Raw genomic sequence first — 14,679 nt, forward strand, 5'->3', positions numbered from 1 at the left:
ACTCTTTACTCCGCAGGAAGACCAGCGCCCACTCGGAAGAAGCTGCGCTCCTGTGCGCGCTTTTCAGGCCTGTGTCGTGTGAGCGCCAGCAGGAAACCAGCCGTGACGCATATCGCCATCATCGACGAACCGCCATAGGAAATCAGCGGAAGCGTCATGCCCTTGGCCGGCATGAGTTCGAGATTGACGCCGATATTGATCATCGACTGAATGCCGATCTGCAGAACGAGGCCTGCAACCGCAAAGCGGACGAAATCGTCCTTTTCCTTGAAAGCGTGGCTGAGGCCACGCAGCACGATGAAGGCGAAGATCGCAACCAGCGCCATGCAGAAGACGATGCCGAATTCTTCAGCAGCCACGGAGAAGATGAAGTCGGTATGGCTGTCGGGAATGATGCGCTTGACGATGCCTTCACCCGGACCCTGGCCGAACCAGTCACCGCGGATGATCGCTTCACGGGCGGTATCCACCTGAAACGTGTCGCCCTCGCCTGTCCAGAAGCGGTCGATACGACCGGCCACATGCGGAAGCGTCAAATAGGCCGTGATGATGCCACCAACGCCCAGACCGCCGAGCATGATGATCCAGAACCATGGCACGCCGGCCATAAAGAACATGCCGCCCCAGACCACGGATGTCAGGATCGTCTGGCCGAAGTCCGGCTGGGCGATGAGCAGAGCGGCGACGATACCGAACGTGATGATGGCAAAGAGATTGCCAGGAATTTCCGGATGACGCGCACGTTCGGCAAAAAGCCAGGCGCAGACGATGACGAAGGCCGGCTTCATGAATTCGGACGGCTGGATGGAGAAGCTGCCGATCGAAATCCAGCGGCGCGCACCCTTCACTTCGATGCCGAAGAACAGCGCAAATATCATCATCAGCAGCGATACGATCAGGAGAACGATAGCCACGCGTCGCACTTGGCGCGGTGACAGAAAGGACAGACCGATCATGATCGCCAGCGACGGAACGATGAACATCGCCTGACGCTCGACAAAGAAAAAGCTGTTGAGACCGATACGCTCGGCAACCGCGGGCGATGCGGCAAAGGACAGCATCAGACCAATGCCGATGAGAGCAATGAAAGCCGCCAGGAAGAAGCGATCGATTGTCCAGAACCATTCAGCGACTGGACCGCGGTCAGTACGGCTTACCATGTCTTCAGTGCTCCTTTTGCACTTCCACCAGCATCATCACACCATCCAGTGCAGCGACGCGGGAAACGAACGAATCACCACGTATTTCAAAATTCTTATATTGGTCGAAGCTTGCGCAGGCCGGGGATAACATGACGACATTGCCGCTTTGGCCATCCGCAGTCGCATCGGCAGCAGCGTGTTCAAGCGCTCTATCGAGCGTGCCGGAGATCTCGTAAGGTACGGCCTCTCCCAACGTCGCAGCAAACTCCGCTGCCGCTTCGCCAATCAGATAGGCTTTGGCAATGCGGGAGAAGAGCGGTGACAGGCTGGTGATGCCGCCCGCCTTCGGCAGGCCGCCGGCAATCCAGTAAATGCGGTCATAGCTGGACAAAGCGGGAGCGGATGCATCCGCATTTGTTGCCTTGCTGTCATTGACGAAGGTAACGTTGCCGCGCTGTCCTACAGGCTGCATGCGATGCTTCAGGCCGGGGAAGGATTTCAAACCGGCTCGTACCTCGTCTTGCGAAATACCAACAGCGAGACAAGCCGCGATGGCCGCCGCGGCGTTTTGGGCATTGTGGCTGCCGCGCAGCGTCTGGACGCCGTCAAGATCGACGAGTAACGAGGATGTCCCGCGCTCGGCCTTCAATATCCGGCTGCCGTCGGCATACAGCCCGTCCGCCACGACATTGCGCTTGGAAATCCGTGCCACCTTCACGCCAGCGCGTTCGATACGATCGGCAATCAAGGAGCAGTAGCTATCATCGACGCCGACAATGGCGGTATCGCTTCCAGCGACGAGACGCTCTTTTACATCGGCATAATGCTGCATTGTGCCGTGGCGGTCGAGGTGATCGGGCGTGAGATTGAGCAGGATACCCGCCGTCGGGTTCAACGTCGGCGCGAGATCGATCTGATAGGAGGAGCACTCGACCACATAGAACCGCTCTGCCTTCGGCGGATCGAGGCTGAGCACAGCCGTGCCGATATTGCCACCGAGCTGCGTATCGCGGCCTCCGGTTTTCAGAATGTGCGCAATGAGTGCAGTCGTCGTCGATTTACCGTTGGTGCCGGTAATGGCGATGAATGGGCAACCCGGTGCATGCGCACGACGTTCGCGAACAAACAGCTCGATATCGCCAATCACCTCGACACCGGCAGCCTTTGCAAGATCGACCGACCAATGCGGCTTCGGATGAGTTAGCGGTACACCCGGTGCAAGAACAAAAGCGGCAAGCTTCGACCAATCGAGCGTGCGCAGATCGGCGGTCGGAATACCCTGACTTTCAGCTTTCGCAACGCTATCGGGATTGTCGTCGAAAGCGACGACATCCGCGCCGCCTGCAACCAACGCCCTCGCGGTCGCAAGGCCAGAACCACCGAGACCGAAAAGCGCGACCTTCTGATCCGCGAAAGAGGTGACGGGGATCATCGCTTACCTCAGCTTCAGCGTGGCAAGGCCGAGCATGGCAAGACCGACGGAGATGATCCAGAAGCGGATGACCACCTGGCTTTCCGTCCAACCCTTCTTTTCGAAATGGTGGTGGATTGGCGCCATCAGAAAAACCCGCCGGCCGGTGCGCTTGAACCAGAAGACCTGAATGATGACGGAGAGCGTCTCCATGACGAAGAGACCGCCGACGATGACCATGACAATCTCGTGCTTGACCGCAACGGCGATCGAGCCGATCAGGCCACCAAGCGCCAGAGAGCCTGTGTCACCCATGAAAATGGCAGCCGGCGGTGCATTGAACCAGAGAAAGCCGAGACCGGCACCGATGACGGCACCGACAATGACGGCAAGCTCGCCCGTTCCGGGGACGAAATTGATCTGAAGGTAGTTCGCGAAAATCGCATTACCGACGAGGTAGGAAATCACACCGAAGGTCGCGGCTGCAATCATCACCGGCACGATCGCAAGACCGTCAAGGCCGTCGGTCAGGTTCACCGCATTACCGGCGGCGACAATGACAAAGGCACCGAAGAGAACGAAGAAGTAGCCGAGGTTGATGACGAATTCCTTGAAGAAAGGAAAGGCGACCGAGCTTCCAAGCGTTCCGCCATGCGGAGCGGTGGCTAACGCAATCTGCATCATGAAGAAGGTGGCGATGGCAGCAATCACAAATTCGATGCCGAGACGCGCCTTGCCGGAAAAGCCCTTGTCGCTCTGTTTCGTCACCTTCAGGTAGTCGTCATAAAAGCCGATGGCGCCGAAGCCGAGCGTCACCAAAAGAACGGCAACGACATAAACATTCGACAGATCGCCCCAGAGCAATGATCCACCCAGGATACCGGCTAGGATCATCAGCCCGCCCATGGTCGGCGTGCCGGCCTTCTTGAAGTGCGTCTGCGGTCCATCGGCACGGATCGGCTGCCCCTTTCCCTGGCGAATGCGCAACGAATTGATGATGGCAGGTCCGAACAGGAAGACGATCAGCGCGGAGGTGAAGAGCGCTGCACCCGCGCGGAACGTGATGTACCGGAACAGGTTGAAGATTTGAATTTTGTCCGACAGTTCAACGAGCCAGATCAGCATGTTTGCCCTTTCGAAAGGCGGTCGAAGCGGCGGGCAGGAGGTAAAACCGGTGCCGCTTCGAAGTCCTTGTTTCCGTATCGAGTGCAGAAAGCCGAGGATTTCGGACTTTCAGACTTTCTAATTCTGGCGCTCCGTCTCGGGGAATGCCGGATACTTGTCAAGAAGAGCCGAGACAATCTTGCCGAAACCAATGCCAAGTGACGATTTTATCATCACCACATCGCCCGGCTGCACCCATTTCAACACGAATTCCGCCAGTTCCGCGGTCGTCGGGAACCAGGACACATTGACGCTTTCCGGCAGCGCGTCGCGAAGATAGGCCATCGATTCTCCGGCGAGCCAGACATGTTCTATGCCGGCAGACAGGATTGGCCCGGAGAGCTCTTCGTGCACTTCCGCGGCAAATTCGCCCATCTCCAGCATGTCGCCGAGAACTGCGATGCGTCGGCCGTTACCGCGCACTTCAGCCTGCGCGAGAAGCGCGATCGCCGCGCGCATGGACGCGGGATTGGCGTTGTAGCTCTCGTCGATCAGGAGAAACGAACCATCGCCAACCGAGAGACGGTGACGCTCTCCCCTACCCTTGACGGGTCGAAGCGCGCCGAGCGCATCGAAAGCGCGATCCAGATTGGCGCCTGTCACGGCGACGACGCCAAGAGCGGCCATCGCATTTTCTGCGACGTGACGACCCGGCGTTCCGATATTCAACTCGCTGGTCTCGCCATTGATGATCGCCCAGATGGTTGAGCCGTTTGGCGTGCTTTCGAAATCGGCAAGCCTAAAATCGGCCTTGGCATGCTGGCCAAAGGTCAGAATATGGTCGATGCCGACATTGATAGCCGCCGCTTCCAGCCGTTCGAACTGCGCATTGTCGCGGTTCAGAATCACCGCACCGCCGGGCAGAACGCCCTCGAATATTTCCGCCTTGGCATCTGCAATTTCTTCGAGACTGGTGAAGTTGCCAAGATGCGCCGCAGCAATCGTGGTGATAATCGCCACATGCGGCTTCACCTGCTTCACCAACGGACGGATTTCGTTCGGATGGTTCATGCCCACTTCGAACACGCCGAATTCGGTATCGGCGGGCATACGCGCCAGCGTCAACGGCACGCCCCAGTGATTATTGAAGGAGGAAACCGCGGCATGCACCTTGCCCGACGGGGCCAGCACCTGCCGCAGCATTTCCTTGGTTGTAGTCTTGCCGACAGAGCCGGTGACGGCAATGATGCGTGCCGAGGTTCTTTCGCGCGCAGCAATACCAAGCTTGACCAGCGCGGACAGCACGTCATCGACAACGATCATTGGAACCGTCAGACGACCGAGAGCCGGCAGCTTCGCTTCGGAGACCACCATAAGGCTTGCGCCATTGGCAACGGCAAAGCTCGCATAATCATGGCCGTCGACGCGATCGCCCTTGATGGCGAAGAAGGCCTCGCCCTGCTGCACCGTGCGGCTGTCGATGGAAATGCCTGTAATACCTTGCGGCAGATTGCCGACCGGACGTCCCGCCGTGATGGCAATCATGTCTGCAACTGTCCATAACCAGTTCAAATCTTCAATCCTTCCAGCGCCGAACGCACCTGTTCATGGTCCGAAAACGGCAGCGTTACGCCGCCGATAATCTGACCTTCCTCGTGCCCCTTGCCCGCAACGATCAATGTGTCTCCATTCCCCAGCATCGACACGGCATGGCGGATCGCCTCTGCGCGGTCTGCGATTTCCAATGCGCCCGGGGCTGCTGCCATGATCTCGGACCGGATGGTGGCCGGCTCCTCGGAGCGCGGATTGTCGTCGGTGACGATCACCACGTCGGAAAGCCGCGTGGCGACCTCGCCCATGATCGGGCGTTTGCCCTTGTCACGGTCGCCGCCGCAGCCGAAGACGGTGATGATACGGCCCGAGGTGAAGGGGCGCACAGACGTCAGGACGTTTTCCAGCGCATCGGGCTTATGAGCATAATCCACGTAGGCGAGCGCGCCGTTCTTCGTCTGTCCGACCAGTTCCAGACGCCCCGCGGCGCCGATCAGCTTTTCGAGCGCCTTCATCGCCACCGCGACCGGAATGCCGGTAGACATGGCGAGACCGGCCGATACGAGCGCGTTGGCCACCTGGAAATCTCCTGCGAGCGGGATGTCCACCTCGTGGATTGCGCCTTCGTGATGAACTTCGATCATCTGCTTGTGACGGAAATGCTCAACGCGCTTCAGCGCCAGATACTCGCCCTTACGGCCAACAGTGCGCACATCATGACCAGCCTTGGTCGCCACGTCGATTGCTTGCGCGGACCACGGATCGTCGGCAAATATCACCACCGGCGAACCCTTTGGCAGAAGCGTATCGAACAGCCGCATCTTGGCCGCCATATAGTCCTCGACCGTCGGATGGTAATCCATATGATCGCGACCGAGATTGGTAAAACCGGCAGCGGAGAGCTTGACGCCGTCCAGGCGACGCTGATCGAGACCGTGGCTGGAGGCTTCCATCGCGGCGTGGGTAACGCCTTCCGACGCCAATTCGGCCAGAAGCGCATGCAGAGAAACAGGATCGGGTGTGGTTAGCGAACCGTAATCTTCGCGGCCCGGCGCAATCACGCCAGTCGTGCCGATCTGCGCGGCTGGATGACCGGCAAAGGCCCAGATCTGACGAGTAAAGGACGCAACAGAAGTCTTGCCGGCCGTGCCGGTGACGGCGACCATCGTCTCGGGCTGCCTCCCGTAAAAGCGGGCGGCAGCGAGCGCGAGATACAATCTTGGATCGGAGACGACAAGAACCGGCACATCTGCGGAAACGGACTGGCCGGAAACGATCGCGACTGCACCCTTGGCAACCGCATCCTGCACGAAACTCGCGCCATCCGCCTTGTTGCCGGCAACAGCGACGAAGAGCGCGCCCGGCTCGACCTTGCGGCTATCAGCCGTGATCGAGGTGATGGTCAGCGCTCCGGCATGGCTCCGAAGCAATTCATTCAGTTCCGGAAACGACTGTCCCGATAGATCTCGCAAATTCATTGATGTGTCCGTCATGTCCCCCCGACGCGAATCGCCGGTCCATCATAAGCTGTACCAATCAATAAGACACGAGCAAGGCCGAGCCATCCTTGCCGAACTTCGGCTTCACGCCAAGGATCGCCGCAGAGCGGGTGATGATGTCGTGTACCATCGGAGCCGCGGAAGAGCCTGCAAGTGCAGCGCCATTGCCCTTGTCCGTCTTCGGCTCGTCGATGAAGGAAAGCACCACATATTCAGGTTTTTCCATCGGGAAGGCTGAAAGGAAGGCGTTGAAGTTCTTGTCGTGCACGTAGCGACCGTTGACCACCTTGTCGGCGGTGCCGGTCTTGCCGCCCACATTGAAACCTTCGACGCGCGCGTTACGGCCCGAGCCATTGACGCCGTTCCATTCAAACAGGAAGCGCATGTCGCGGCTGGTCGTGGGTTTGATCACCTGCTTGGCCACCGCATCGGCCTGTTCGACCGTGCGCGGCAGGAAAGTCGGCTCGATCAGCTTGCCGCCATTAACCAGCGCCGCACCGGCAATCGCCGTCTGCAGCGGAGTGGTCGACACGCCGTGACCGAACGAAATCGTAATCGAGTTGATCTTCTTCCACTGGCGCGGCTGCGTCGGCATGGCCACTTCCGGCAACTCCGTCTGCATCCTTGTTAGAAGACCGAGACGTGTCAGGAATTCCTTGTGTCCGTCGGTCCCAACAGTATCGGCGATCTTTGCCGTACCGATGTTGGACGAATACTGGAAGATTTCCGGCACTGAGAGCACACGCCCCTTGCCGTGGAAGTCCTTGATGGTGAAGCCACCGATGCGGATCGGGAAGCGAGCATCGAAGGTTGAACCCAGGTTCACACCGCCCTCGTCCAGCCCCATGGCGATGGTGAAGGATTTGAAGGTCGAACCCATTTCGAACGTGCCGTTCGACATGCGGTTCAGCCAGCCTTCCTTTGCACCTTCCGCCGGGTTGTTCGGATCGTAATCCGGCAGAGAGGCCATCGCGAGGATTTCGCCCGTATGGACATTGATGACGACAGCGCCTGCCCCGATCGCCTGGAACTTCTGGATCGCATTGGCGACGACTTCACGCACAATCGCCTGCACGCGCAGATCGATGGACAGCTTCACCGGCTCGAGCGGCTGGTCGGAGGTCATCCCAAGCGCAGTTAGATCCGCAAGACCCTGGCTGTCCAGATAGCGCTCCATACCAGCAACGCCGCGGTTATCGATATTGACATGGCCGATGACGTGCGCCGCTGTCGGGCCACCGGGATAGAAGCGACGTTTCTCAGGGCGAAAGCCGATGCCAGGAATGCCGAGCGCCAAAATCTGGCTCTGCTGCTTCGGCGTCAACTGACGGCGCAGCCACTGGAAGCGTGAACTGGAGGTCAGCTTCTGATAGGTGCCGCGCGTATCGAGATCGGGAAGAACCGTGCGCAGCTTCTCGATTGCCTCGTCGACATCGACGATGCGATGCGGTTCGGCAAAGAGCGACACGGTGCGGATATCGGTGGCGAGCACTTCGCCATTGCGGTCCAGAAGGTCGGGACGCGAGGCCATCAGCCTGTCGGCAGGCGCAATGCTGGAAACTGTTTCCTGCTGGGCCAGACCATATTGCACCAGACGACCGCCGATGACGCCGTAAAAGCAGACGAAGCCGAAGATCAAAAGGCCGACGCGGCTTTTTGCCTGCGAAGCGCGCCTCTTGCGCGCACCGTCAAACGCAGCATGGTCCGCTCCGCCAATCGTGCTGGCGGAGAAATGGGCCTTGCTCTTCAAAACCATGACGCGGGAGAGAAAAGACATCAGTCCACCGATCCTGTTATCGTTTCATCCATTTCGCCAGACTCGTCGCCAACCGGCGCTCTTGGCGCAGGCATCGGCTGCTTCGGCGCGCGTGCCACATGAGAGCGCGGCGCCGGTGCTGGAACAGGCTTGCCGCCAGTGGCGACAATCTGGCCGGCAGGCGCAGATTTCGGCTTGGCACCACCAAGTGTGGCGCCAGGCTTCGAACCATTGACGGCCGCAGCAATCACGTCCTCGACGCTCATGCCTTCAGGCTCTGGCGGCTGAGGCAGCTGCGAACGCAGCATCGGCAGTTCCTGCGGCTGCGCCAGCTGCGTGGGCAATGTGGGCGCCAACTGAAGATCGGCCTGATAGGCGTTCACGAGACGATGCAGGCGGTTCGGCTGCGTTAGAAGCGCCCAGTCGGCCCGCAGCAGATCGATCGTGTCGCGCTCTAGCCTGATCTCGGCTTCGAGCTTCTTGACCGATTCAAGCTTGAGATCGGCCTGATGCTTGATGGAATAGGTGACGACGGCTGCTGCCACCATCACGCCGACGAGAATGAGGTCGAGTGTGCGCAGCATATCAGCCTCCCATCTTTTCAAGGCTGGCGAGATCGGGAAGTTCGAAAATGGACATGTCCGGCGAACGGACGGCAGCGTTGGTGCGAATACCCGCACGCAGCTTGGCGGAACGGGCGCGCGGATTCGTCTCCGCCTCTTCCTCGCTTGCAGCGATCATCGGCTTGCCCAGCGCATCGAAGATTGCCGGCTTGTCTTCGACCATCGGCATGTGACGGGACCCTGCCGCACGGCCGGAACGATCAGCGAAATACTTCTTCACGATGCGATCTTCCAGCGAGTGGAAAGTAACGACCACGAGACGACCGCCGGGCTTCAATACCTGCTCGGCAGCAAATAACCCCTTGGCCAGCTCGCCCAGCTCGTCATTGACGAAGACGCGCAGCGCCTGGAAAACACGGGTTGCGGGATGGATCTTGTCCTTCGCCTTGCGGGGCGTGACGATTTCTATCAGCCCGGCAAGATCACGGGTGGTGCGGAAAGGCTCCTCGGCACGCTTCTTCTCGATGGCGCGCGCAATACGACCCGCCTGCTTTTCCTCACCGAGGAAGCCGAAGATGCGGATCAGATCGCCGACCTTGCAGCGATTGACGACATCGGCAGCGGAGACGCCGGATGCGGACATGCGCATGTCGAGCGGGCCGTTCTTCTGAAAGGAGAAGCCGCGCTCGGCCTCATCGATCTGCATGGAGGAGACGCCGATGTCCAGCACCACGCCATCCAGGCCTTCGGCTGGAGCATGTGCCGCCAGATTGGAAAACTGCGATTGAATGAGAGAAAGACGTCCGCCATTGGCCGTCACCATCGGTTGGCCGGCGGCAATGGCCGTCGGGTCTCGGTCGAGAGCGATGACATGGGCACCGCGATCAAGGATCGCCTGGGTGTAGCCGCCAGCGCCGAATGTGCCGTCGAGAATGATCTTGCCTTCGGCGGGATCGAGCGCGTTTAGAACTTCGCGAAGGAGGACCGGAATGTGGCGAACAGGTCCGCCACCGGCATCAGAAAATCGTCCGCCAGAATTCGCCGCCATTCCGTGTCCCCGCCTTAGACGGGACGAACAGCAGAAAAACTGCGCCCCGTTCTTGCTGCCGTCTGCGCCTCGTGAAACGCTTCCGGCTGCCACAACTGAAAATGATCCGCCCGACCAACAAAGGTCACTTCGGTGGAAATATCGGTGAAGTCGCGGATGAAATCCGTGACCATCAACCGCCCTTCCCCGTCGAGCTTCATGAACACGCCGCCACCGTGAACCAGCAGCGACATTGCATTGGCTTCCGGCGAAAACGCGTCCATTGACGCGATCTGCCGCTCGTAGCGATCCAACAGGTCCGGCCCGCCAATGCTGATGGCCGGAAAAGCGAAATCCTGAAGGCAATAAAGCTCCTGGATATCGCGTTGCGCCAGCACCGAACGAAACGCCGACGGAACCGAAACGCGCCCCTTGGCGTCGATCCTGTTCGTCACGTTCGATAAAAAGCGCCCCATATGACAACTCGCCAGAAACGCCTGAAGCCGCATGCTCAGGCGACACCGATACGCACGACAAATCGCTGAGCGGCAGAACCAAAAGTCCTGCAGCCTTGGAAAGGCCTTGTCTCCGTTTCAGCGATTGCGGGTCAAAAACACGACCCCTTGTGGTGTGCATTTGGGATACCATGGGACACTATGGGCGTCAATGGGAGAAGGCGGCGCGAACCGACTTCAGATTCGAATATTCATATCCCGTTAAGTTTAACGAATGGTTTACTCGCAGGCTTCTCGCACACCATGTCCGCCTTCCGTTACGGAAGGTTGAAATGAAATTTATTGAGCGATAACAAGCGTTTATTCCGACGAGCGGAATCGGCTTCACACGAGACAAGGAAAAAGAGGAAAATCGCCAGTTGGCCTGTAAGCCGGGTTCTGTATGGCCCCGGTTTGACCCGGAACGTGGCAGCCATTCATCTGGGACGACATTTGCATGCCGCCTCGCGCAACCCACCCGGATGACTCGCCCGGAAACAGGCTGTAGGCACTGCTTTGACAGCACCCCACGTCATCCCTATTCGGTCTTGCTCCCGGTGGGGTTTACCATGCCACCCCTGTTACCAGCGGCGCGGTGGGCTCTTACCCCACCCTTTCACCCTTACCACCTAAAGGTGGCGGTCTACTCTCTGCGGCACTTTCCCTAGGGTCGCCCCCGCCGGACGTTATCCGGCACCGTGTTTCCGTGGAGCCCGGACTTTCCTCACCCTACCGTCTTTCGACATTGGTAAAGCGCGGCTGCCCGGCCAACTGGCACGCGCTCCTTAGACGGGTTCAGGATGAAAAGCCAACGGAAAATCGGCCTCAGTTAGCGTGCCCCTCAACGAAGCCGCCAGAGCTATTGAGCTAAGACTGGGGCAAAGTCGGCGTCGTATCCCTCGTCCTTGAGATGACCTTGCGTCAAAAGCACCGCGCCAAGCCGCCCGATCTCGTCCGAACTCTTCGCGGCTGCACCGCAGCCCCCGGTCAGAACTGCAATCCGCTCGGACCCGCAATAGCCGATCGCTGGGTAGCCGCTCGGCGTATAGGATGTGACGCAAGCTGCCATCGACAGTCGTGTAACATCAATTTTGGGTACAAGCGTCTCGACGATTGCAGCAAGAGCGTCCCGTACCTGCGGCTTGCCACCTGCTCGGAACCAGGCGCGGATCTCCGCATCCGTGCCAAGAACGATATCTTCCGGCTCTCCGCCTATCTTCAAATAAGCCTTACCATCGGGGTAGACGACTGGCGGCAAAAGATAGATGTGCTTGCTCGCGTCGCTCGGCTCGTAAATCAGCGAGGGCATTTCGCCATAGTCGGGAAGCTCGGCCTTGTCGATTTCGAAGAAAGCAACCGTGCGACCATAGACTTCCATCGAAAGCGGCCGTGGCAGAAGCCCGTCCGCAATCGAAAATCCGCCCGCGGCCACTAGCACCTTTTCCGCGCTGTAGCTTTTGCCGGACGCCGTGTTCACGATCGCCAGACCACCCTCGTCCCGCACCGAAACCACCACATCGTCATAACGCGTCATGCCACGCTTCTCGGCAGCAACGATTTGCGCCCGCACAAGCTCACGCGGGTTGATGTGCCCGGCGTTGCGCCGCTCGAAAACACCTTCACACCCGGCCTCGAAGGAAAAGTAAGGGAAACGGCTCTTCAACTCGGCGTCGCCAAGAATGTCGGTGTTCACACCCAGCGCTTCAGCCGCAGAACAAATGTTGTCGATATAGGGCACCCCCATGCCGCGCGCCTTGCCGACGATCAGGCAACCGACCTCTTGATAGAATTCGATCCCGCTCTCACGCTCGATTTCCTGGTAGCGCGCAATCGAGCGATTGGCGAGCCGCGCCCACTCCGCGTCGTCATCGATGGTGCGCGTAATACGCGCCGCATCGTAATGGCTGGCGAAAACGCCATGGTGATTACGAATATCAGATGGCTCCGCAGGACCAATCAGCGCAACGCCATCAGTTTCAAGAGAAAGATGCCGAGCAGCAGCAGCCCCCATCATGCCCGCACCAACCACGATATATCTAAACTGCGCTGACATAACTGTTCTCAACCGATTTAAGATTCTGGTTCAAAGACTTGTAGCGGCTTCCTGATTCACTGCCAGAGGCATCTGAGGTTTTTGGAAGCACGTTCTGGGCAAAACATTACGCCGCTTCTCGCTCTTTGATGGCCGCAAGATCGACCTCCAATTTCGCAGAAGCGCTTTTGATATCGAAAGCGTTTTGCAGGTTCAGCCAATACTCCGGTGTTGTGTTGAAGAACTTCGCCAGTCGCAGCGCCGTATCCGCCGTAATGCCAAGCTTCTCCCCCACGATTCGTTCGATACGAGTACGCGGTACGTGCAGATGCTTTGCGAGCGCATAAGCCGTCATATCCAATGGCTCAAGATAGAGTTCCCGGAGAATTTCGCCCGGATGGATGGCCGGTGATTTGGTAACTGTCATGAGCGCTGCCCTCCTTGGTCCAATTGTCATGAACGATTCAAAGCTGTCGGACCTCAATGGTAATCCGTAATCTCAACCTCGTCCGGCCCGCCTTCGGTCCAGACGAAGCAGATGCGCCACTGCCTGTTGATCCGTATGGAATGCTGGCGCTGCCGATCGCCGGACAGCTTCTCCAAATGGTTTCCGGGCGGCGAACGCAGGTCGTCCAAAGCGACCGCAGCATCCAGAACCATGAGCAGCTGCTGGGCGCGACGGACCATATCTGCCGGAAAACCCTTTTTCACCGATCCATCATCGACAGACGCAGTAAGCTTATCCTTGAACGACCGGATCATCGCACACTCCCAATGATAGTATCATAAAGAGATACGAAAGAAAGTCAAAGGATTGTATCGATAAGAGATACGTTTCAACCGGAGTCGTCAGAAAAAACCGGCGCCATCTCCACTGCAAAATCGTCTTCGCCGAGTTGCCCCTCAAGCAAAAGCACCGCCCCCAATCGGCCAATCTCATCGGACGATTTGGCCGAGACGAAGTTGCCGCCCGTCAGCACGGCGATGTTGGACGACGATGTGTAGCCGATATAGGGGTAACTGGTACGGGTAATTGAGGCGACGCAGGAGCCGGAGGTAACAGGGCATCCGACAAGCTCGGGCATCAATTCCACAGCGCGACGAACAAGGAAATCCACTTCGCGCGGCGTTCCGTCCGAATGAAACCAGCGGATCGCTTGATCAAGCGTTTCCATACGGCTCTTCTCGCTTTCTCCACCAATCTTCAGATAGACCTTGCCGTCGGGATAACGCACGGGCGGCAGGATGTAGACGATGTCGTCTTCGCTCTCTGCCAGCACAATGGTAGAGGGCATGCCGGCAAAAGCTTTTTGCTTTTCTTCGTTCAGTTCGAAGAAGGCGATGGTGCGGCCGGTTGCCGCCATGTCCACTTTCAAAGGCAGGATGTCGGCCATGTTGGTGAACCCGCCTGCGGCGACAACTACCTTTTCTGCCGTAAACCGATGACCATCCACCGTCTCGACCACAACGCCAGAACCGCTATCGAAGATCTTGCATACGGTCTGCCGAAGGACGCAAGCGCCTTGCCGCTCGGCAATGGCTATCTGCGCTCGAACCAACGCACGCGGATTGACGTAACCGGCATTGCGCGGCTCAAACCAGCCCCGATGGTCAACAGGCAGAGAGAACATCGGGAAGCGAGAGGCCAGCGCGTCCGGCTCGTAGGTCTCGATGGTCAGCCCCATGCTGTCTTTTCGATCCATGGCACTCGCCACGTAGTCGCCACCAAGGCCTTGCCCGTTGCCGGTAAAGAGACAGCCCACCTCGTGGTAGAAGCGGATGCCGCTCTGGTGCTCGATTTCGCCGTAGCGCGCAATCGAGCGCTTTGCCAATTCTGCCCAAACCGCGTCGCCGTCGAAACCGCGCGTGATGCGTGCTTCGTCATAATGGCTGGAGAAGACGCCCTGATGCATCTTGCGGTCCGCGGGCTCGGCGGGACCGATCAGCGCAACGCCACCCGTCTGCGAGGAAAGATGGCGTGCCGCAGCCGCTCCCATCATTCCAGCCCCGATCACGATATATCTGCAGTCGGTCATGCTGCGCTCCTTGACTTAGAGCGTTGAACTAACAAACTCCGTTTACAGAAAGAAGCCCCAACGC

The 14,679-nt window shown here is 58.7% G+C and carries 13 protein-coding genes and 1 other RNA gene; all 14 read right to left on the reverse strand.

Features of this window, described 5'->3' with window-relative positions:
• Window positions 1-5: 5 nt before the first annotated feature.
• Window positions 6-1,160 (reverse strand): putative lipid II flippase FtsW, encoded by a 1,155-nt coding sequence (gene ftsW / locus WKI41_RS20805; protein WP_340195334.1) that lies wholly within the window; start codon window positions 1,158-1,160, stop codon window positions 6-8.
• Between the two features lie 4 nt (window positions 1,161-1,164).
• Window positions 1,165-2,574: a UDP-N-acetylmuramoyl-L-alanine--D-glutamate ligase gene (gene murD, locus WKI41_RS20810; protein WP_340195335.1), complete on the reverse strand. Its 1,410-nt coding sequence runs from the start codon at window positions 2,572-2,574 to the stop codon at window positions 1,165-1,167.
• Window positions 2,575-2,577: 3 nt separating this feature from the next.
• A complete protein-coding gene (gene mraY / locus WKI41_RS20815) occupies window positions 2,578-3,678 on the reverse strand; it encodes a phospho-N-acetylmuramoyl-pentapeptide-transferase (RefSeq protein WP_296015068.1) in 1,101 nt (366 codons plus the stop codon).
• Between the two features lie 117 nt (window positions 3,679-3,795).
• Window positions 3,796-5,229 (reverse strand): UDP-N-acetylmuramoylalanyl-D-glutamyl-2,6-diaminopimelate--D-alanyl-D-alanine ligase, encoded by a 1,434-nt coding sequence (locus WKI41_RS20820; RefSeq protein ID WP_340195336.1) that lies wholly within the window; start codon window positions 5,227-5,229, stop codon window positions 3,796-3,798.
• Window positions 5,226-6,686 (reverse strand): UDP-N-acetylmuramoyl-L-alanyl-D-glutamate--2,6-diaminopimelate ligase, encoded by a 1,461-nt coding sequence (locus tag WKI41_RS20825; protein WP_340195337.1) that lies wholly within the window; start codon window positions 6,684-6,686, stop codon window positions 5,226-5,228. The genes WKI41_RS20820 and WKI41_RS20825 overlap by 4 nt, the downstream gene beginning before the upstream one ends.
• 58 nt (window positions 6,687-6,744) lie before the next feature.
• Entirely contained in the window at window positions 6,745-8,484 is a 1,740-nt protein-coding gene (locus tag WKI41_RS20830; RefSeq protein ID WP_340195338.1) for a peptidoglycan D,D-transpeptidase FtsI family protein, read from the reverse strand.
• A complete protein-coding gene (gene ftsL / locus WKI41_RS20835) occupies window positions 8,484-9,047 on the reverse strand; it encodes a cell division protein FtsL (protein ID WP_296015094.1) in 564 nt (187 codons plus the stop codon). Before ftsL ends, WKI41_RS20830 begins: the two co-directional genes overlap by 1 nt.
• A 1-nt stretch (window position 9,048) precedes the next feature.
• Entirely contained in the window at window positions 9,049-10,074 is a 1,026-nt protein-coding gene (gene rsmH / locus WKI41_RS20840; RefSeq protein WP_340195339.1) for a 16S rRNA (cytosine(1402)-N(4))-methyltransferase RsmH, read from the reverse strand.
• 14 nt (window positions 10,075-10,088) lie between these two features.
• Complete coding sequence (gene mraZ / locus WKI41_RS20845; RefSeq protein ID WP_340195340.1) at window positions 10,089-10,529, reverse strand: division/cell wall cluster transcriptional repressor MraZ; 441 nt, start codon at window positions 10,527-10,529, stop codon at window positions 10,089-10,091.
• A 390-nt stretch (window positions 10,530-10,919) separates the two neighbouring features.
• An RNA gene (gene rnpB, locus WKI41_RS20850) (RNase P RNA component class A) lies at window positions 10,920-11,322 on the reverse strand.
• Window positions 11,323-11,406: 84 nt separating this feature from the next.
• Window positions 11,407-12,600 (reverse strand): FAD-dependent oxidoreductase, encoded by a 1,194-nt coding sequence (locus WKI41_RS20855; protein ID WP_340195341.1) that lies wholly within the window; start codon window positions 12,598-12,600, stop codon window positions 11,407-11,409.
• Window positions 12,601-12,706: 106 nt separating this feature from the next.
• A complete protein-coding gene (locus tag WKI41_RS20860) occupies window positions 12,707-13,006 on the reverse strand; it encodes a HigA family addiction module antitoxin (RefSeq protein ID WP_340195342.1) in 300 nt (99 codons plus the stop codon).
• Between the two features lie 53 nt (window positions 13,007-13,059).
• A complete protein-coding gene (locus WKI41_RS20865; RefSeq protein WP_340195343.1) occupies window positions 13,060-13,341 on the reverse strand; it encodes a type II toxin-antitoxin system RelE/ParE family toxin in 282 nt (93 codons plus the stop codon).
• Between the two features lie 74 nt (window positions 13,342-13,415).
• Window positions 13,416-14,615 (reverse strand): FAD-dependent oxidoreductase, encoded by a 1,200-nt coding sequence (locus tag WKI41_RS20870; protein ID WP_340195344.1) that lies wholly within the window; start codon window positions 14,613-14,615, stop codon window positions 13,416-13,418.
• Window positions 14,616-14,679: the final 64 nt, after the last annotated feature.

Source organism: Agrobacterium larrymoorei (assembly GCF_037722385.1).
Lineage (GTDB): Bacteria > Pseudomonadota > Alphaproteobacteria > Rhizobiales > Rhizobiaceae > Agrobacterium > Agrobacterium larrymoorei_C.

Excerpts from the sequence above, each read along its gene's own strand:
- murD (WP_340195335.1), bottom strand. The coding sequence starts at position 2,574 with ATGATCCCCGTCACCTCTTTCGCGGATCAGAAGGTCGCGCTTTTCGGT.
- ftsW (WP_340195334.1), bottom strand. The coding sequence starts at position 1,160 with ATGGTAAGCCGTACTGACCGCGGTCCAGTCGCTGAATGGTTCTGGACA.
- rsmH (WP_340195339.1), bottom strand. The coding sequence starts at position 10,074 with ATGGCGGCGAATTCTGGCGGACGATTTTCTGATGCCGGTGGCGGACCT.
- WKI41_RS20865 (WP_340195343.1), bottom strand. The coding sequence starts at position 13,341 with ATGATCCGGTCGTTCAAGGATAAGCTTACTGCGTCTGTCGATGATGGA.
- WKI41_RS20855 (WP_340195341.1), bottom strand. The coding sequence starts at position 12,600 with ATGTCAGCGCAGTTTAGATATATCGTGGTTGGTGCGGGCATGATGGGG.
- ftsL (WP_296015094.1), bottom strand. The coding sequence starts at position 9,047 with ATGCTGCGCACACTCGACCTCATTCTCGTCGGCGTGATGGTGGCAGCA.
- WKI41_RS20860 (WP_340195342.1), bottom strand. The coding sequence starts at position 13,006 with ATGACAGTTACCAAATCACCGGCCATCCATCCGGGCGAAATTCTCCGG.
- mraY (WP_296015068.1), bottom strand. The coding sequence starts at position 3,678 with ATGCTGATCTGGCTCGTTGAACTGTCGGACAAAATTCAAATCTTCAAC.
- WKI41_RS20830 (WP_340195338.1), bottom strand. The coding sequence starts at position 8,484 with ATGTCTTTTCTCTCCCGCGTCATGGTTTTGAAGAGCAAGGCCCATTTC.
- WKI41_RS20870 (WP_340195344.1), bottom strand. The coding sequence starts at position 14,615 with ATGACCGACTGCAGATATATCGTGATCGGGGCTGGAATGATGGGAGCG.
- mraZ (WP_340195340.1), bottom strand. The coding sequence starts at position 10,529 with ATGGGGCGCTTTTTATCGAACGTGACGAACAGGATCGACGCCAAGGGG.
- WKI41_RS20825 (WP_340195337.1), bottom strand. The coding sequence starts at position 6,686 with ATGAATTTGCGAGATCTATCGGGACAGTCGTTTCCGGAACTGAATGAA.